We start from the raw sequence: 17,737 nt of genomic DNA, 5'->3' as shown, positions 1-17,737 counted from the left end.
CCGGCACGGTTTTTCGCCTCCTTACCTTCGCAACGCTTCCTTCGAATAGCCCGCAATTCGCTTGTAGCCTTCGGACAAGGCGACCAGCTCATCGCGGCTGATAACGTCGTCGATCGCAGCGAAAGGCTGATCGTTGGTGCGCTGGAACACCTCGCGCAGGATCGCGTCGGGCGGATTGGTGCGGTTGGTCAGGACGATGCGCGTGGTCGCCTCAAGACGTTGTTTCTCGTAAGAGGCGAGTGCGGCAACCGGATCATTGTTTTCGAGCAGCGCCGATGTCAGCGCGCGTGCATCCAGAATGGCCTGGCCGGCGCCGTTGGAGCCGCGCGGCACCATCGGGTGAGCGGCGTCGCCGAGCAAGGTTACTCGGCCAAAACTCCAGCGCGGCAGCGGATCCTGATCGACCATCGGAAATTCCAGCACGCTGTCGGCGGCGCGAATCAGCGCCGGGACATCGAGCCAGTCGAAATGCCAGTCGGCGAAGGCGCCGATGAAATCCTCGATCGAGCCCGGCCGATTCCAGTCGCGCTTGCGGTAGATTGGCGTTTCGATTTCAGCCACCCAGTTGATGAGCTGCAGCCCGTCCGCCTCGGAGGCCGGACGAATCGGATAGATCACCATCTTGCCATGCGACAGCCATCCCGCCCGCACCATGCTGGCGCCGGACAGGATCGGCTTCCATCGCGTCACGCCGCGCCACATATTGACGCCGGAATAGCGTGGCTCGCCCTCGCCGGGAAAAAACTGCTTGCGGATCGCCGAGTTGATGCCGTCGCAGGCGATCGCCATGCGACCGCGGATGGTGCTGCGGTGGGCGCCGCCCGCCCCGTCGGAAAAATGCACGCTGACGCCGGACTCGTCCTGATCGACGCCCGTGCAATAATGGCTGGTAAGAAGCCGGTCGCTGCCGGCGCGCGCGCGGAAGGCGTCAAGCAATACCATCTGCAGGTCGCCGCGATGAACAGAGAATTGCGGATGATCGTACCCGGCCGCGCGTCCCAGCGGCTCCTGATAGATCAACTGGCCGAAGCGATTGAAGAAGGTCGCGTCGGTGGTCGTGATCGCGACCTTCGCCAGATCAGCCTCGAGTCCGAGGCTTGCAAGTTCCCTGGTGGCATGCGGCAGCAGATTGATGCCGACGCCGATCGGCCTGATTTCGGCGGCCGACTCGAAGATCCGGCAGGGAATACCGGCCGCGTGCAGCGCAAGCCCAAGCGTCAGCCCACCGACACCGGCGCCGACGATAATGATATCGTCCATGTTTCCTTCCCCGGTGTGCGTTGGCACGCCCGCGCCGCTTTTCGCGAATTTCGGGTCAACAGAACACGATTAGTGAGACCACTGTCAATCTGGCAGTCGCACCATCGCAAGCGCTGTTCTACTGGCTTTTGACGAAGCACATCCCCATGCGCGAGGCCTTGTCGACGGCCTGGCAGGCGAGCCCTGCGGCGCAGCTCCACGATTTGAAGCTGCTGTCATTGTCGGCGTTGTTTGGTCGCTTGAGATAACAATGCGCGCCCCAGCCGTCATCATATTCGGTGCCCGCAAGTTCGCGGCTACCGCGCAATTGCGGTCGGCTGGAGAAGCCGCGGGAGTAATCCGGGCGCCTATTGTCGCGCAGCGAGGCGAGGATATCGCGGCGACGGATCTGGTCACCGAAGAAATGCGGCGACGCCGGCACCACGGTTGAATTGTCGGGCCTGGCTGCCATCCAGTCGACGCCGGAGAAATGGAAGCCGCCGATGCCGCGGGTTTGGTGGCAGCCCGCGCAGGTGACGTCGTTGAGCCGGCGCTCGAAGCCGGCGACGGAGCGGATATTTTGCAAGCTGACGCCGCTTTCCGCCGCCTTCTTCAATGCCGCAACGACATCGGTTTCCTTGAACACCGGCTCGGCCGCCGTGTCATCGCCCTGCACCAGGCCGAATTCCGGCTGCAGGTTCGATGCCCCAAATCCGACCGGGGTCGGGGCGACCGCGCCGCGGGCAAGAAATTTGTCCGGGATCAATATCGTGCCGCGATCCAGTTCGGCGAAATGCCGGGGGTCAAGGAGCCACGCCTTGAAGTCGCGCCTGAGGTTCTGGTCCGTCAGAATCCGCTCGCGGTCGATCTGGTTCTCCAGCGGCGCTTCCTCGAACCCCTGCGACTGCGCGTTGTAATCGAACACCTTCAGGAGATAGTCGGTGCGGAAATCGCGGATCGCGGATTTCGGCGCATGCGCGATCTGGAGATTGGTCTCGATGCGGTAGACATTTTCAGGCCCGATCAATTCCAGCGGACCGTCGTTCGAGGTCAGTTTGGCCGCGAGCTCCGCGCCGGTAACCGACAGATCGCCGGCTGCGAGCCAGCGGCGGGCGATCTCGGAACAGGTGATCGCCTTGGCGCCGGCATCGATCGCGCCTTTGGCTTTCAGCACGACGTTGAGGGTCATCGGCAGCCGCGGCGAGGCCACGGCGTCGGCCGCCTCGGCCACGTCGGTCCGCGTCAGGCGATAGATCAGCCGGATTTCACCGCACGTGTCCGGCGAGACATAGGCGCGGTCCATCCGGTTGACGATGCCCGAAAGCACGAAGCGCGAATGATCCGAATACAGCAGCGCGCGATCGAACAGCTGAAAATCGAAGGAACTTCCGACACCGATGGTTTCGTTCGGAAGATCGGCTTTGTGCCTAGCGATGTATCGGTCGAACTCATCGTCCAGCGCCTTGCGGACCGGAGCCATCGACGGCAGCGCGAACAACTGGCTGTTGTCCAGAGGAACGTCAACCGATGCTGCCGGCAGCAGGATGCGGCCGAGGCCAAATCTTTCGCGATCGAGTTCGCGCAAGCCTTCGGGATCGGTAATCGCGGCGCCACGTTCCAGCGCAGCTGCGCTTTGTGCGTGACGCACAGGCAGCACGCCGGCGAGAAGGATCAAGACCGCACCAAGAAATCGCAACACAGGGCTCATTTCCCGACCAACGCCGCCGACCGAAGACGCCACAACAAAGCGTCTTGCGGGCAGCGTTTTCTACTCCGGAAAATAGCCGAAAAGCCGTCAGGCTGTCTCGCGGCAATCAGGATGCAGCGGAACCATCGCTTCACGTCGCGGTGAAGCTTTAGCGCGCGACGATCAGACCCCTGCTGGTCACGACCACCCAGCGGCCATCCTGGCGGCGGATAGCGTCGACCCGGCCGAGGCCCGGCACGGGATCGCCGGCATATACCTCGAAGATTCCCAGCCGGCCTTCGATCAGCGCGCCGCCATTGGCGACGTCACGCAGCAGCCAGCCTTCCACGGTCGGCAGCCTCGCCACCTCGACCTTGGGCGCCGCCACCGCCGGCGGCGAAATCGAGCCCGTGACTTCCTTCGGCGCAGCCGGCGCTGCGGCGACCGGCACGGGAGCAGCGGGCGGCGCGGCGCGGAGCTTGTCCACGGCCTCGCTGAGCTTGGCGAGCCTGGCGGCCGGCTCCAACTGCGCCTTCTCGAGCTTGTCGAGGCGGTCGCTGGTCTTGTTGAACTGGGCCATGCCCATTTTGGAGGTATGTTCGACGCTGGCCCTGAGCGCCAGCACGTCGGCATCGATCCGCGCCACGGAAGCTTCGAGCGCACGATTGCCTGAGGTCGCGGTGTCATCGCCGACAGAATGCGAAAGACTGGCGGTTGCCAGCACGCCGCCGAGCGCGCCTGCAACTACCGCCAACGCGACCACGGCCGCCAGTGCGGCGAGCCCGCGCTTGCCGAACATGCCCTGAGCAGGCTCGCGCTCCAGTTCCGGGGCGGCGTCGTCATGGTTGCCCCAAGCCCGATCGTCCGGCGACATGATCATGAGCTTGCCGGGGGTGCGCGGCGCATCTGCCTTGGGCGCGGCTGTTTTGGGCGCTTCTACTTTGGGAGCATCGGCCTTGGCGGCATCCGCCTTGGCGGGTTCCACCGCGGCGTCCTGCTCGGGCACGAGATCCGGAGCGTCGATCGGCGCCGACGCCTGTATCGAAGCCGCCACCGGCTCGTTTTGCGCGTCCGACAAAGTGGGAGCGGCTGGCCCGGCATTGAGGGAACCCGGTTCAACGCTGGTCTGCTCGGCCTGTTGCTCGTTCACGTCAAAACCTCCATTAAAGGTTGACTATTTGGTAACCTTTCATTGCTTGCGAAATCGTTACCGGCAGCCGCGCTTACCGAAATTTTAGGAAATCGTCCGGTAGGGCCCCGCTCAACCGCCGAAGGCAGCGGCGGCAACCCTGGCTTATGCTGCCCTGCGGAACTGCCTACCGCCCCGATGCATCGTTTGCGCCGTCGTATTTCCCGATTAACATGGACGGGCAGACCAGCCAGAAGGCGGGGAGCTCCATGGCCATCGAAAAATGCATCAACGAATTTGATGTGGACGACGTGATCTTCGAGGAAGGCTCGACCGGCCGCGAGCTGTTCGTGGTGCTCGACGGCAAGATCGACATCGTCAAGATCAGCGGCGCCACCAAGACCGTCATCGTGACGCTCGGCAAGGGCGAATTCTTCGGCGAGATGGCCGTGATCGACGGCTCCTCCCGTTCGGCGACCGCGATCGCCGCCGCGCCCAACACCCGCGTGATGCGGATCAATCATGCCCGCTTCGTGTATCTTGTCAGCCAGCAGCCGGCGTTTGCGCTGATGATCATGGATGCGCTGAGCAAGCGGCTGCGGGCGTCCAATGCCGTCACCTTCAAGGCGGCCAACCCATGAGCGACCGCAAGCCGAGCCCGTTTCCGATCCTGCTGAACAACGACGTCTGCTCGCTGATCCAGGCGAGCGAAGACGTCTACCAGATCCGTTTCAAGAATCGGGCCGCCAACGCCTATCTGGTGCGCGGCAAATCCCGCACCATCATGATCGATGTCGGGCTGTCGTCGAACTTCCCCGCGTTGCTGGAATGCCTGCATCATGTCGGCTGTCCGCCGGACAAGATCGACATGGTGATCCTCAGCCACGAACATCTCGATCACATCGGCGCCGCCTGGCATTTCGGCGGTCGAACCATCATTGCCGCGCATCGGCTGGCCGCCAACAAGATCATGCTGCGCGACGACTTCTCGATGCTGCGCAAGATGTTCAACGAGCCGGACGTGCCGATCAATGTGGACATCTGGCTGGAAGAGGGCAACCTGATCGACCTCGGCAATTTCCGCCTCGACGTGATGTACACCCCGGGGCACACTTCGGCCTGCATCAGCCTGTTCGATCAGGACCAGGGACTGCTGTTTGCCGCCGACACCCTGATGCCCGGCGGCGTGATGGGCGGCGTGTTCGGATCGGGCAGCATCAGCGACTATATCCAGTCGCTGGAGCGGCTGAAGGGCTTGAATTCCAGAATCCTGCTGTCGGGACACGGCCGGTTGTCCGATACGCCGCAGGACGACGTCCGGATCGCGATTGCGCGATCGCACGGGCTGCTGTCGGACACCGCGCAACTGTTCGACGCGCTCGACGCGCGGTCGAACTTCGAGCCCATCATGCAATCGGTGCGTGATCTCAACAAGCTCGACGACGGCTGATTCGTTTTTCGGGCGCATCGGTCTTCGATCAAGGCGTGGGCCTTCAACCACCCGCCGTCATTCCGGGGCGCGCGCCAGCGCGAACCCGGAATCTCGAGATTCCGGGTTCGCTCGTTTCACTCGCGCCCCGGAATGACAGTTATTTCACATCACCACCGGCGCATCCGGCAGTTCGTTCTTCCCTGCCCCATGCTTCGGAAAATGCGCCGCCAGCTGTCGCGACACCGCTTCAATCCCCTGGATGACGCCGCGCTCGAAATTTCCGCTGCTGAACTCCGTCTCCATGTCGGCGCAGATTTTTTCCCAGCCGGCGGCGCCGACCTTGGCGTCGATGCCGCGGTCGGCAATGATCTCGACCTGGCGGTCGGCCAGCAGCAGATAGATCAGCACGCCGCTGTTGTGGGCGGTGTCCCAGATTCGCAGATGCGAAAAAATATCCAGCGCACGCTCCCGCGCCGATTGATTCTTGAACAGCGGCACGCCGTCGAGCGCACCTTCGACGACAAAGCGGCTTTGCCCGGAATGGGTGGCCTCGCCCGCCTTGATCGCCTGTTCGATCGCGGCCAGCACGGCGGGCGTAAAGATCCGCCGCACCCGCCAATGGTGTTCGAGAAGATGCCTGCCGATGCGTTTGATGCCCATGCTACCAGCTCCCCGACGCGCCGCCGCCACCAAAGCTGCCGCCACCGCCGCTGAACCCGCCGCTGTCGCTCGAACTGCTGCCGCCGGAAAACGAGCCGCCGCCGACAAATCCGCCGCGGCCGCTCGACGACGCCATGCTCTCGGCGAACATCGCGAAGGCGAAGGCCAGCATCGCCGCGATTGCCGAGAACGCCAGCGATCCCACGGTCAGCCACGCCAGCACTCCGACGACGCCGCCGGTCGCAACCGAACCTATCAGCCTTCCCAGCACGGTGCGCAGCACCGCGCCGATCACAAAGACAGCGAAGATGATGAGGGGATTGAACAGGATGTCGAAACGGTCCTGGCCGCCGCCGAAACTCTGCTGCGGCTCCGGCGCCGGCAGCGGTTCGCCGTCGATCACCCGGATGATCCGGTCGATCCCGGCGGAAATCCCGCCGGCAAAATCGCCACTACGGAATTTCGGCGTGATGACTTCATCGATGATGCGCCGGGCGCTGACGTCGGTGAGCGCGCCTTCGAGGCCGTAGCCGACTTCGATCCGGAGCTTGCGGTCGTCCTTGGCAACCACCAGCAGCGCGCCGTCGTCGATTTTCCTGCGCCCGATTTTCCAGGCTTCCGCGACCCGGATTGAATATTGCTCGATGGTCTCGGGCGCTGTCGTCGGCACGATCAAAACCGCGACCTGGCTGCCTTTTCGCGTTTCCAGATCCTTCAGGCTTTGCGTCAGCGAGGCGACGTCGCCGCTGGAAAGCGTCCCGGTCTGATCGACCACCCGCCCCGTAAGCGGCGGCACCGCGACGTCGGCAAAGGCTGCAAAAGCCCAGCACATCAGCAGCGCAAGAATGGAGGCTCTTGCAGCGTTCATCGCGGTGATCAATCGGTTGCCGAATTACTTGGCGGGCGCCGGCGCCGGATTGAAGTCGACCTTCGGTGCGGTCGAGATTTCCTTCTCGTTGTCGACCGTAAAGTTCACCTTCTCCTTGTATCCGAACGCCATCGCCGTCAGGTTGTTCGGGAACGTGCGAATCCCGACATTATAATCCTGCACCGACTTGATGTAGCGATTGCGCGCCACGGTGATGCGGTTCTCGGTGCCTTCCAGCTGCGCCATCAGGTCGCGAAACAGCGCATCGGATTTGAGCTGCGGATAGTTCTCGGTTACCACCAGAAGCTTCGACAGCGCGCTGGTCAGTTCGCCCTGCGCGGCCTGGAACTTGGCGAAGGCGCCGGGATCGTTGATCAGTTCCGGCGTCGCCTGGATGCTGCCGACCTTGGCCCGCGCATTGGTCACCCCGAGCAGCACATCCTTTTCCTGCTGGGCGAAACCTTTCACCGAATTGACGAGGTTGGGCACCAGATCGGCGCGCCGCTGGTACTGGTTGAGCACCTCGGACCAGGCCGACTTGACCTGCTCCTCATTGGTCTGGATCGCGTTGTAACCACAATTGGTCAGGCTCAACATCACCAGCGCCGCCAGCACGGTCCATAATTTGCGCATGTAATTCTCCTGCAAATATTTGACGGAGGGTATCAGAATGATGCGGCATGGGCCTTATAATTTCTCGCTCGTCATTCCGGGGCGCGCGTTAGGGCGAACCCGGAATCTCGAGATTCCGGGTTCGATGCTTCGCATCGCCCCGGAATGACGGTGGTTGGTTCAACGCGACGGGAAAGACGCCACCCCCGCCGCCTTCGCTCCCTCGATCGCCTGCCAGACTTTCATCGGCGTCAGCGGCGTCGTGAGGGCCTTGATACCGAGCTCGCTGAGCGCATCCATCACGCCGTTGGTGACGCAGGGCGGACCGCCGATCGCGCCGGATTCGCCGCAACCCTTGGCGCCCAGCGGATTGGTGCGGCACGGCGCGGAATCATCGAGCGTGACCTCGATCGGCGGGACGTCGTCGGCGCGCGGCACACAGTAATCCTGGTAGCTCGCGGTCAGCAACTGCCCTTCCGGGTCATAGGAGACACCTTCGTACAGCGCCTGCCCGATACCCTGCGCGACGCCGCCGTGCACCTGCCCGGTCACCAGCATCGGATTGACGGCAACACCGACGTCGTCGACCGTGGTGTAGCGCACCACACGGCTGACGCCGGTCTCCGGATCGATCTCGACCTCGCAGATATGGGTGCCGTTGGGCCAGCTCGGCCCGTCGACTTCGCCCTCGCTGTCCACGCTCAGCCGCGCGCCGGCTTCCTTCTTCGCAATGTCGAACAGGCCGATGCGCTTGTCGGTGCCGACCACGGTGAGCCAGCCGTCGCGATATTCGATGTCCTCGACGGAGGCTTCCAGCACGTTCGACGCTTTTTCGCGGGCCTTGGTGATCAGGTCGTTGGCGGAGACCGCCAGCGCGGTGCCGCCGACGAACAGCGAGCGCGAACCGACGCTGCCGAATCCGGTCGCGAGATCCGTGTCGCCCTGGATGATATCGATCTTGTCCATGGCAATGCCGAGCGCTTCCGACACCATCTGGGTGTAGGTGGTCTGCAGCCCCTGCCCCATCGCCATGGTGCCGGAATGCAGGATGACGCGGCCTTCGGCTGTGGCGTGCAGGCTGACCTTTTCGGTATGCGCGCGCCCGCCGGTCCATTCGATGTAGCTGGTCAGGCCGCGGCCGTAGAGCAGGCCTTTCTTCTTGGCCGCCTTCTTGCGTGCGGCAAAGCCGTCCCAGTCCGCGAGCTTGGAGGCGCGGTCGAGCATGTGCGCGAACGCCCCGGAATCGTAGATCTGCCCGACCGCGTTGGTGTAGGGCAGTTGCGCGGGCTTGATGTAATTCACCTTGCGGATGGTGCGCGGGTCGATCCCGAGCTGCCGCGCGGCTGCGTCCATCAGCCGCTCCACGATGAACACGCCTTCGGGCCGGCCCGCGCCGCGATAGGCGCCGACCGGCGCGGTGTTGGTCATCACAGCCTTGATGTCGTAGTGCACCAGCGGCAGGTCATAGACGCCGGACTGCACGAACGGGCCGAGCACCAGCGGAATGATGGTACCGGCGCCGGCGATGTAGGCGCCGGTGCCGCCGAGCGAGCGCACCCGGTAGGCCTGCACCCGGCCCTTGGCGTCGAGCGCGAACTCGCCGGTCGAGGTCAGGTCGCGGCCATGGGTGCCGCCGACGAACTCGTCGGTGCGGTCGCCGCGCCAGCGCACCTTGCGTCCCAGCTTGACGGCGGCATAGGCCACCATGCCGTCTTCCGGATAGAGGCTGGTCTTCTGGCCGAAACCGCCGCCGATGTCGCCGACCAGCACGCGCACACTTTCCTTCGGCCGCTTCAGCACGGCTTCGGCGAGAAGGTCGCGGGCCGAGCCGGGGGTCTGCGACTGCGTATGCAGGATCAGCCGTCCGGTTTTCTTGTCGACCTCGGCGATGGACGAGCGCGGCTCCATCGCCGAGGGGATCAGCCGCTGGCTGACCAGATCGAGCGAGACCACATGCGCGGCCTTGGCGAATACAGCTTCGACCGCGGCCGCGTCGCCATAGCTCATCGCCGCCACGATATTGTCGGGCGCATCGGCCCACACCACCGGCGCTCCGGGCTTGATCGCCTCGACGGGGTCAACCACCGACGGCAGCACTTTATATTCGATCGCGATCGCTTCCGCCGCGGTCTGCGCCGCGACCCGCGATGTCGCGACCACGGCTGCGACCGGCTCGCCGGCAAAGCGCACGATCTCATGGGCCAGCAGCCGGCGCGGTGGCGCGGTCATCGCCGAGCCATCGGGCCGCTGGAAAATCAACAGCGTCGGCAGCGTGCCAATGTCGTCGGCGATCAGGTCGGCGCCGGTGTAGACCGCTTCCACGCCCGGCATGTCAGACGCCGCCTTGGTATCGACGGACAGGATATTGGCATGGGCGTGCGGCGAGCGCACCACATGCAGCCACAGCGCGCCGTCTTCCGGCTTGTCGTCGATGAACAGCCCCTTCCCGGTCAGAAGTCTCTGGTCTTCAAGACGCTTGACGGGCTGGCCCGTACCGAAACGCATATTGCCGGGAAGAATATTCATCAGTTTGTCCTTCGAGTCTCTTGTCCGATTGGGTTGGTTCTAGCCGATAGGCAAGGAAGAGGCCAACCCCAGCCTTTCCAGGAATCGTCATGGCCGGGCTTGACCCGGCCATCCACGTCTTTCCAGACCGAGAAACTAAAGACGTGGATGCCCGGGACAAGCCCGGGCATGACGAGTTGCTCTTGAAAGCGCCCAATCCAGACACGCGTTTGCGCCCCGCGGCGCGAGGCGCCCGGGCTTTTGCCATCAACTTCCGCCCTCTTGACCAGAGGGCGTGGGGAATGCCGGGCGCCCGATGCACCCGCAGCCTCGTGTGCGCATGGGGTAGTAAGTATGCACACGAGTATTCACAGCGAGCCATCGGAAAACACCCGACATTCCCGCACGCAATGGTTTACGGCTTATACCGTGCTCTCCCCGGTGATCGGCTTTCTTGCCACCGTCGTTACGCGGATTAATCCGCAAAACTTGACACCAGCGTCGGGGTGTCAGGACCACACGTCTTCGCCGTCCGCTGCAAGCAACGCCCGTCAAGCGCGCCGCCGCGTCCACCGCATCCCGCCCCGCGTCCGTGACGTCGCGAGCCGCCCCTCTGAGTGGGACGGGACGGCCAGAGATATACAACTGATTTGGGTTTTCTGAAAATCAGAAATATTTTTTCAAAAGGGGCTGGACAGACTTCCTGGGCCGGAGCCCGTCGGGCAAATCAGCAGAGCAATCGGCTTTGGGAATTCACGGGCAGAGACTGCCTCGGTGCATACACGACGCACTCCGCCGCTCGTCAACAAGCTATTGCCTTGCGCATCACACTTTCGACATAGGCAGATTTGGCGTCGGTGTAAGCCTCGCGATCCGTCCGATGTTCGGCGGCAAATCGTCTTTTGAACTGCTCGTAAGTCCGGGCTTCCTCTGGATGAGTGCGCAAATAATCCCTGAACGCCAGCCGATGCCACATCTCCGCCTGTGGCTCGGTCACATGCACATGATGGGAGCGCCTCGATCCAAAGGGCGGCATGCCTTTAACGAAGAACATTCGATCTTTCTTCGGATTATCGGCCCAATAGACGTAATCAAGATTTCGAAGGGCTTCGACAAAGGTGGCTTGCGCGTCTGCCAATGATCGGACCGCAATCAGGATATCTATGATGGGCTTGGCCGACAAGCCGGGAACGGCCGTACTTCCGAAATGCTCAAGCCCTACGATCAAGGACGGATCGAGTACGGCCCGCAACCGCTCGGCCTCTTCGTCGAACAATACCGGCCAGCGCGGATCATAATTGACGATCTCGACCTCATCCATATCCTCGGCTCCGTGACCCGGAATGTGCAGGCGCAGCCTCGCAATCCAAAAGCGCTGCGCGGGGGTTCCGGATCCCTGCTTCGCGCCCGGGAACGACGACACCTCCGGCAACGGCCTCACCCGATCTCCCGCAACACCGCCTCGACCGCCCGGCGCTCGTCGAGCGTCAGCGCCGCCTGCGGTGCTATGGGATCGCCGACGTCGTAGCCCTGGATCGCCAGCCCGGCCTTGATGCAGGCGGCGAGATTGTAGCGCGCGAAGGCTTCGTTGAGGCGCCACAGCCGCCGCTGCAGCACCAGCGCATCGTCCCAGCACGAAGCCTTGCAGAGATTGTAGAGTTCGACGCTTTGCCGCGGCACGAGACAGGCGGGACCCGCCATCCACCCCACCCCGCCGATCAACATCACCGCGGCCGGAATATGAGCTGACGCCGAGAACACGCGGATGGCGTCGCCGCAGCGGTTCATGATCGACAGCAGCCGCCCGGTATTGGTGGACGCATCCTTGATGTAATTGATGCGCGGATGCTCCGACAACCGCGCGATGACGTCGAGCGAGAGGTCCGAGCGCTGGAATTGCGGGTTGGTGTAGATCACCACGGGAATATCGACGGCGTCGGCGATGGCGCGGAAATAGGATTCGACCTGCGCGTCGGCCAAAGGAAAATACGCCTCGAGAATGGCCAGGATCCCGTCGGCGCCCATCTTTTGATAGGCCTTCGCCTGTGCCAACGCATCCGGCGTCGAGGTCGAGACCACGCCGGCGACCACGGGGACCCGGCGTTGCGCGGCTTCAATCGTGGCCTGCACCACCGCGATGCGCTGCACGTTGTTCAGATAGGCGAACTCGCCGGTCGAGCCGAGCGGCGTCAGCCCATGCACGCCTGACGTGATGAGATCGTCGCAGAGGCGGCCGAGCACCTCGGCGCGGATTTGCCCGTTGGCGTCAACCGGCGAGACCAGATAGGGAAAGACGCCGTGGAAATCGGGCATGGTGGAGATCGCGTTTCACGGATGGCGCGGGCGGCGCCGGATGAGGACTATCTTCTATAGTTCAGGGATCGCTCGCGAGAAAGGCTTTCACTTACGGCAGCACGAGCGGCGCTGCCGCCCTCACCTCGCCCCGCTTGCGGGGAGAGGTCGCCCGGCGAAGCCGGGCGGGTGAGGGGGTTTCTCGGCGAGTCGCGCTGGTTGAGAGAGCCCCTCACCCCAACCCTCTCCCCGCGAAGAGCGGGGCGAGGGAGCGCGAAGAGCTCTGTGTCCCTCAAACGGCTTGGCAGAATTGTAACGACCACCGCCCTCACCCATTGCGAAACGCATAGGCATAGCCGTTGATCGCCGGCGCCCCGCCGAGATGGGCGTAGAGCACCTTCGATCCCTCCGGAAAATAGCCCTTGTGCACGAGGTCGATCATGCCCTGCATGGATTTTCCCTCGTAGACGGGATCGGTGATCATGCCTTCGAGGCGCGCGCATAGCCGGATCGCGTCCTTGGTCTCCGCAGAGGGAACGCCGTAGGCGGGGTGGGCGTAGTCCTCGAGCAGAACCACATCCTCGTCGACGATCTCCTGGCCGAGTTCGACGAGTTTTGCCGTGTTCTGCGCGATCGCAAGTACCTGCGCCCTGGTCTGCGCCGGCGTGAAGGAGGCATCGATGCCGATCACCTTGCGCGCGCGGCCGTCTTTGGCAAAACCCACCAGCATGCCGGCGTGGGTCGAGCCGGTGACGGTGCAGACGATGATGTAGTCGAAGGCAAAACCGAGTTCTTTCTCCTGCGCCCGCACCTCCTCGGCGAAGCCGACATAACCGAGGCCGCCGAACTTATGTACCGAGGCGCCTGCCGGGATCGCGTAGGGCTTGCCGCCCCTGGCCTTGACGTCGGCGATGGCGTCTTCCCAGCTTTGGCGGATGCCGATGTCGAATCCCTCGTCGACCATCTCGATCTCGGCGCCCATGATCCGGCTCAAAAGAATATTGCCGACCCGGTCATAGACCGCATCCTCATGCGGCACCCAGCTTTCCTGCACCAACCGGCACTTCATGCCGATCTTGGCCGCGACCGCGGCGACCATGCGCGTATGGTTCGACTGCACGCCGCCAATCGAGACCAGGGTGTCGGCGTTGGAGGCGATCGCGTCGGGAATGATGTATTCGAGCTTGCGCAGCTTGTTGCCGCCGAAGGCCAGTCCCGAATTGCAGTCCTCGCGCTTGGCGTAGAGCTCGACCTTGCCGCCGAGATGGGCGCCGAGGCGCTCCAGCTTCTCGATCGGCGTGGGTCCAAAAGTGAGCGGATAGCGTTCGAACTTTTCCAGCATGCGGGGTGGCCTTCCGTCAGACGTTTCGATGTCCTGGAAACTAGCATTCCTCGCCGCCGGCCCTTTCATGTTCTTGCGCGCCGGAAATGCGCAGAAATATGTTCTTGTTCCGTTCCGTCTCCAGTGCCATAGTCGCGAGCATGTCTTCGAAACCACAACCAGTGCGGGGGAATATTTCATGGATACTGTTCAGGCGGCTGCCGGGCACCTCCAGGTCACCTTTCATAAGGACGGTGAAACTCCAGAGGATTTCGTCATCAAGCTTCTATGCCTGGTGTTCAAGAAGCCGATGCTCGACGCGATCAAATTCGTCGCGACGATCGACAAGAACGGACAAGCCATCTCCGGGGCCTATCCGCGCGATGTTGCGAACAAGATGCTTCAAGCTGCCCGACGGCGCATCCGCACCTCGGGTCATCCGCTCCTGATCACGAGCGAGCCGGCTGCGGAGGGCGTCGAAATACCAGACAGATGCAAACTCTGCGGCGCGCTTTCCGGCGAGAACCGGCTTTCACTGAGAGGGAAGGACACCCTGGTCTGCAATGACTGCGTCCACCAGATCACGAACAACCTCTCCGAGGTCACCGGCAGGAAGCAGTTCGAGTATGCCTGCGAAGCGCTCGACTGGCATTTCGCCGGCATCCCGCGGGATCAGCTGGTCGCCTCCTCGCGCCAGTTCCCAGGGCACATGCGCGCGGACGTTCAGGTGGCCATCGACAGGCTGTTCGCATCACCGATCCGATTTTTTGGCATCCACGAGCAATACCGCTACGAGACAGTGAACATCGCCGCCCTGACCAGAGATGGCCGGAATGCGATCGCTCTCGCACCGGCGCAGTATCAGGATGTGGATGTCGGCGAGAGCGACCCCGTGAAATGTCTCGTCAACGGCTTGTGGCTCTGCCGAACCGGCGGCCTCCGCTACGCGGTCGTCCTCTCCTCGCATCGGGAATACAGGAACGAGCCTGGGACCCGCATCGAGATCGCCGTGCCTGCCGGCGCTGACGGCGCGGAGTTCGTGCAACGCTGTTTCTCCGAGCTGGAGGGCGCGGTCAACGCAGCGCGCTCCTATCGCGGCAAGATATTGTCGCTCGATGGCGACGATGATTACCGGGGACGCTCGAAAGGCGTCATGGTCCACAAATTGCCGCCGGTTCAACGCGAGGACGTGATCCTGCCCGAAGCCACGCTGAAGCTGCTGGACCGCAACGTCGTGAGCTTTGTCGGGAGCCGCCCGCAGCTGCGCCGGCTGGGGCAATCGACCCGCAAGGGCATCCTGCTTTACGGACCGCCCGGAACCGGCAAGACCCACACCATCCGGTATCTGGCGAGCAACCTGCCCGGTCACACCACGCTGATCATTACCGCCGCGCAGGTCGCATTGCTCGCCCAATACATGAGTCTCGCCCGTCTTCTGCAGCCGGCGATGGTCGTGATCGAGGACGTCGATCTCATTGCGCGCGATCGCGACGAGATGGGGGCTTGCGAAGAATCGTTGCTCAACGCCCTGCTCAACGAAATGGATGGACTGAAGCAGGACGCGGATATCCTTTTCATCCTCACCACCAACCGGCCGGAGCAGCTCGAGGGCGCCCTGGCGGGCCGCCCCGGCCGCATCGACCAGGCGATCGAGGTGCCGCTTCCAGACGACATCGGCCGCAGAAAGCTCGTCCAGCTTTATGGCACGGGTCTGCCGCTCGGCGATGCCGTCGTGGAGGAGGCCGCGCAGCGGACCAAGGGCGTCAGCGCCGCTTTCATCAAGGAACTGATGCGGCGCATCGCACAGGCAAGCATTACCCGCGATGGCGGTACAACCGTCGAACCCGGCGACATCGGCGAAGCGCTCGACGATATGCTGTTCGCGGGTGGCAAGCTCAACGTCAAGCTGCTGGGCGGGGCGCGCGAAATGGCCGACGGATGACAGCCATATTAGCGCCGCGGCTTCGCGCGCGAGGGACCTATGACGCGCCTTTGGTGCGAACCAGATAGTCCACGATCGCCTTGGCGTCGTCAGGGCTGACAGGAGCCTTGTAGGCCGTGATCATCTTGTTGACGACTTCCTGCCAGGCTTCCCTGGACAGCGAAGGCTGGTTCAACACATGGTCGGCCGAGTGGCAGGCGAGGCAGTTGTTGTTGATCGCGTCCGATCCCGGACCGGCGGGGAACATCGCGTCGCTGAGGGGGACATCCAGTTTCAGCGACTTCAAGGTGGTGATCGTTGCGGCCTCGCCGGGATGCGGCAACAGAGCGAGACCCAGAACGGCGGCCATCGGCAGAACAGCACGGAGCATTCCTGATTCCTCCTCAGGCCGCGACCACATGGGTCGTTTCAATGGTGTTGTACATGTAGCCGGACGGATTCCAGATCTTGAAATCGGGCTGCGCCTCGTTCCTGGTGTTGGTGCAGCGAACCATCAGGGTGCGCGCGCCGCGCGCGGGCAGCGTAAATTGCGTCTGCCATCGCCGAAAGCCGTATGTCCCCTGATCGGCATCGAGTTTCGTCGGTTGCCAGCTGTTGCCGCCATCGATCGACAAATCGACGCGGGCAACGCCGCAATCGCCGCCGAAGGCGATGCCCCGCGCCGAAGCCGGCGTCCCCGCCGGCACGCTGTCGCCGTCACGGATGTTGGTGATGAACGACCGCGGAACATTGCGGGTCACCGGCACCATCTTGAATCCGGTCTCGCCGGGCTTGACGGTATTGTGCGGCGTATCGGGCACGCGGTAGCCGGTCGCCGTCCAGTAATTGGTGTCGGGCTGATCCAGCACTTCGATATCGTTCAGCATCTTGATCCAGTAAACCCCGCACCAGCCGGGCACGACGAGCCGCAACGGAAATCCATTCAGCAATGGAAGCTGCTCGCCGTTCATGGCGAAAGCGATCATCACCTCGCCGTCGCGCGCGTGGTCGATGGTGAGCGACTTCAGGAATTTCGGCGCGTCCTGCATCACCGGCTCGTCCAGGCCGCCGAAGCGGACTTGAATCGCGCCAGGTTTTACACCGGCGCGGTCAAGCACGTCCTTGAGACGCACACCGGTCCAGATCGCGTTGCTCATCGAACCGTTGGCCCATTGAGCACCAGCGACGCGGGGAACGGCGTAGAGGCGCGAAGCGCCGGCGCACTGGTTGACGGCGGCGATATCGAATCTCGGCAAGCCCTGCAAAATGTCCTTGAGCGACAGCGAAAGCGTCTGATTGACCTGGCCTCGCACCGTCAGACGAAAGCTGTCCACATCGATGTCGCCCGGAAAAGTCGCCCAGTGCCAACTGACGTAGTGCTGGTCGTTGGGGGTGAACACGCCCTTGTCGAAGACTTCGAAAGGCGTCTCAAGCCATGGCGGGCTTGAACGCTGCAGGATCATTCGGCCCTTTTGCGGATAGGAAGTGGTGATCATCCGCGTGCTCGGACCGCCCGGCACGTGCAGATCGACCGTCTCCTGCGCCAATGCCGGCGAGGACATTAGCGCCAGGCCGGCGACCCCCATTCCACCCAGCACGCGGCGCCGCGTCAGATCCGATGGTCGCACGTCATATTCCCGCATCAACTACTCCTATCCAGCATCCTTGAGGCGCAACAAAACGAAATCAGCCGCGTCAGACTTGACGACAGCCGAGCTCACGAGGTCTATCGGGTGAGTGAGTCCGGCGGCGCGGGCGCGCTGCCTGAAGATCGTCTACCGTAGCGTTTTCGCGAATGCTGGCCCTGCTTCCAGGTCGCTTCTCGTTGTTCGCCCCCACTAAAGGCAAATGTGGGAAGAAGCGAGCACCATGCTCATCACGCTTGAGTGTATGCGACGCCGCGGCAGCTGAACGAGGCCCGGCACTCGTCTGAAAAACGGGGGAATAGGCCTTGGTTCCGCCTTCGCTGCGCGCGATTCAATTGATAGTGATGTTGGCTGTTCCTCCGATCGAACGTCAGGGATGCCAGTCGGCCTTTCATGTTATTACACGCGCCCCCCTGTTTCTGCCT

At 63.2% G+C, this 17,737-nt stretch carries 15 protein-coding genes; 3 read left to right on the top strand and 12 right to left on the bottom strand.

Features of this window, described 5'->3' with window-relative positions; translation table 11 throughout:
• Positions 1–21 precede the first annotated feature (21 nt).
• The 3 genes from B5527_RS04625 to B5527_RS04615 all read right to left on the bottom strand — a co-directional run bounded on the left by B5527_RS04625 (position 22) and on the right by B5527_RS04615 (position 4,076).
• Entirely contained in the window at positions 22–1,260 is a 1,239-nt protein-coding gene (locus B5527_RS04625; RefSeq protein ID WP_079600222.1) for a flavin-dependent oxidoreductase, read from the bottom strand.
• Between the two features lie 118 nt (positions 1,261–1,378).
• Positions 1,379–2,947 carry a hypothetical protein gene (locus B5527_RS04620; protein WP_079600221.1) on the bottom strand — a complete coding sequence of 523 codons (1,569 nt, stop codon included), beginning with the start codon at positions 2,945–2,947 and terminating at the stop codon, positions 1,379–1,381.
• A gap of 148 nt (positions 2,948–3,095) precedes the next feature.
• Positions 3,096–4,076, bottom strand: a complete 981-nt coding sequence (locus B5527_RS04615; protein ID WP_079600220.1) for a hypothetical protein — start codon at positions 4,074–4,076, stop codon at positions 3,096–3,098.
• 248 nt (positions 4,077–4,324) lie between these two features.
• Between B5527_RS04615 and B5527_RS04610 the strand changes: the two genes are divergently transcribed.
• Both B5527_RS04610 and B5527_RS04605 read left to right on the top strand, forming a co-directional pair.
• Positions 4,325–4,696 (top strand): Crp/Fnr family transcriptional regulator, encoded by a 372-nt coding sequence (locus B5527_RS04610; RefSeq protein ID WP_079607069.1) that lies wholly within the window; start codon positions 4,325–4,327, stop codon positions 4,694–4,696.
• Positions 4,693–5,505 (top strand): MBL fold metallo-hydrolase, encoded by an 813-nt coding sequence (locus B5527_RS04605; protein ID WP_079600219.1) that lies wholly within the window; start codon positions 4,693–4,695, stop codon positions 5,503–5,505. Before B5527_RS04610 ends, B5527_RS04605 begins: the two co-directional genes overlap by 4 nt.
• Positions 5,506–5,649: 144 nt before the next feature.
• On the opposite strand, the gene B5527_RS04600 is transcribed toward B5527_RS04605, so the two are convergent.
• The 7 genes from B5527_RS04600 to B5527_RS04570 form a co-directional block, all read right to left on the bottom strand.
• The gene (locus tag B5527_RS04600) at positions 5,650–6,147 is read right to left on the bottom strand and encodes a TPM domain-containing protein (protein ID WP_079600218.1); all 498 of its coding nucleotides are present in this window, start codon (positions 6,145–6,147) and stop codon (positions 5,650–5,652) included.
• A 1-nt stretch (position 6,148) separates the two neighbouring features.
• On the bottom strand, positions 6,149–7,015 hold the full coding sequence (locus B5527_RS04595) for a TPM domain-containing protein (protein WP_154072010.1): 867 nt from the start codon (positions 7,013–7,015) through the stop codon (positions 6,149–6,151).
• Between the two features lie 24 nt (positions 7,016–7,039).
• Positions 7,040–7,648 (bottom strand): LemA family protein, encoded by a 609-nt coding sequence (locus B5527_RS04590; protein ID WP_079600217.1) that lies wholly within the window; start codon positions 7,646–7,648, stop codon positions 7,040–7,042.
• Positions 7,649–7,807: 159 nt separating this feature from the next.
• A complete protein-coding gene (locus B5527_RS04585; protein WP_079600216.1) occupies positions 7,808–10,153 on the bottom strand; it encodes a xanthine dehydrogenase family protein molybdopterin-binding subunit in 2,346 nt (781 codons plus the stop codon).
• Between the two features lie 781 nt (positions 10,154–10,934).
• Positions 10,935–11,453 carry a GrpB family protein gene (locus tag B5527_RS04580; protein WP_079607067.1) on the bottom strand — a complete coding sequence of 173 codons (519 nt, stop codon included), beginning with the start codon at positions 11,451–11,453 and terminating at the stop codon, positions 10,935–10,937.
• A gap of 116 nt (positions 11,454–11,569) precedes the next feature.
• Positions 11,570–12,445, bottom strand: coding sequence for a dihydrodipicolinate synthase family protein (locus B5527_RS04575; RefSeq protein ID WP_079600215.1), 876 nt, complete (start codon positions 12,443–12,445; stop codon positions 11,570–11,572).
• Positions 12,446–12,752: 307 nt separating this feature from the next.
• Positions 12,753–13,766: a 1-aminocyclopropane-1-carboxylate deaminase gene (locus B5527_RS04570; protein WP_079600214.1), complete on the bottom strand. Its 1,014-nt coding sequence runs from the start codon at positions 13,764–13,766 to the stop codon at positions 12,753–12,755.
• A gap of 178 nt (positions 13,767–13,944) precedes the next feature.
• Here B5527_RS04570 and B5527_RS04565 point away from each other — a divergent pair, with 178 nt between their 5' ends.
• On the top strand, positions 13,945–15,687 hold the full coding sequence (locus B5527_RS04565) for an ATP-dependent Clp protease adaptor ClpS (RefSeq protein ID WP_079607066.1): 1,743 nt from the start codon (positions 13,945–13,947) through the stop codon (positions 15,685–15,687).
• 37 nt (positions 15,688–15,724) lie between these two features.
• On the opposite strand, the gene B5527_RS04560 is transcribed toward B5527_RS04565, so the two are convergent.
• A complete protein-coding gene (locus tag B5527_RS04560) occupies positions 15,725–16,057 on the bottom strand; it encodes a sulfite:cytochrome C oxidoreductase subunit b precursor (RefSeq protein ID WP_079607065.1) in 333 nt (110 codons plus the stop codon).
• Positions 16,058–16,070: 13 nt separating this feature from the next.
• Complete coding sequence (locus B5527_RS04555; protein WP_079600213.1) at positions 16,071–17,309, bottom strand: molybdopterin-dependent oxidoreductase; 1,239 nt, start codon at positions 17,307–17,309, stop codon at positions 16,071–16,073.
• Positions 17,310–17,737: the final 428 nt, after the last annotated feature.

Source organism: Bradyrhizobium erythrophlei (assembly GCF_900129425.1).
Taxonomy (GTDB): domain Bacteria; phylum Pseudomonadota; class Alphaproteobacteria; order Rhizobiales; family Xanthobacteraceae; genus Bradyrhizobium; species Bradyrhizobium erythrophlei_C.
The sequence above is the reverse complement of the archived record's forward strand: the minus strand, read 5'-3'. Positions and strand labels throughout refer to the sequence as shown.

Coding starts and splice junctions, on each gene's coding strand:
- B5527_RS04595 (WP_154072010.1), bottom strand. CDS start 7,015: ATGAACGCTGCAAGAGCCTCCATTCTTGCGCTGCTGATGTGCTGGGCT.
- B5527_RS04620 (WP_079600221.1), bottom strand. CDS start 2,947: ATGAGCCCTGTGTTGCGATTTCTTGGTGCGGTCTTGATCCTTCTCGCC.
- B5527_RS04575 (WP_079600215.1), bottom strand. CDS start 12,445: ATGCCCGATTTCCACGGCGTCTTTCCCTATCTGGTCTCGCCGGTTGAC.
- B5527_RS04555 (WP_079600213.1), bottom strand. CDS start 17,309: ATGCGGGAATATGACGTGCGACCATCGGATCTGACGCGGCGCCGCGTG.
- B5527_RS04600 (WP_079600218.1), bottom strand. CDS start 6,147: ATGGGCATCAAACGCATCGGCAGGCATCTTCTCGAACACCATTGGCGG.
- B5527_RS04580 (WP_079607067.1), bottom strand. CDS start 11,453: ATGGATGAGGTCGAGATCGTCAATTATGATCCGCGCTGGCCGGTATTG.
- B5527_RS04610 (WP_079607069.1), top strand. CDS start 4,325: ATGGCCATCGAAAAATGCATCAACGAATTTGATGTGGACGACGTGATC.
- B5527_RS04585 (WP_079600216.1), bottom strand. CDS start 10,153: ATGAATATTCTTCCCGGCAATATGCGTTTCGGTACGGGCCAGCCCGTC.
- B5527_RS04570 (WP_079600214.1), bottom strand. CDS start 13,766: ATGCTGGAAAAGTTCGAACGCTATCCGCTCACTTTTGGACCCACGCCG.
- B5527_RS04625 (WP_079600222.1), bottom strand. CDS start 1,260: ATGGACGATATCATTATCGTCGGCGCCGGTGTCGGTGGGCTGACGCTT.
- B5527_RS04605 (WP_079600219.1), top strand. CDS start 4,693: ATGAGCGACCGCAAGCCGAGCCCGTTTCCGATCCTGCTGAACAACGAC.
- B5527_RS04565 (WP_079607066.1), top strand. CDS start 13,945: ATGGATACTGTTCAGGCGGCTGCCGGGCACCTCCAGGTCACCTTTCAT.
- B5527_RS04590 (WP_079600217.1), bottom strand. CDS start 7,648: ATGCGCAAATTATGGACCGTGCTGGCGGCGCTGGTGATGTTGAGCCTG.
- B5527_RS04560 (WP_079607065.1), bottom strand. CDS start 16,057: ATGCTCCGTGCTGTTCTGCCGATGGCCGCCGTTCTGGGTCTCGCTCTG.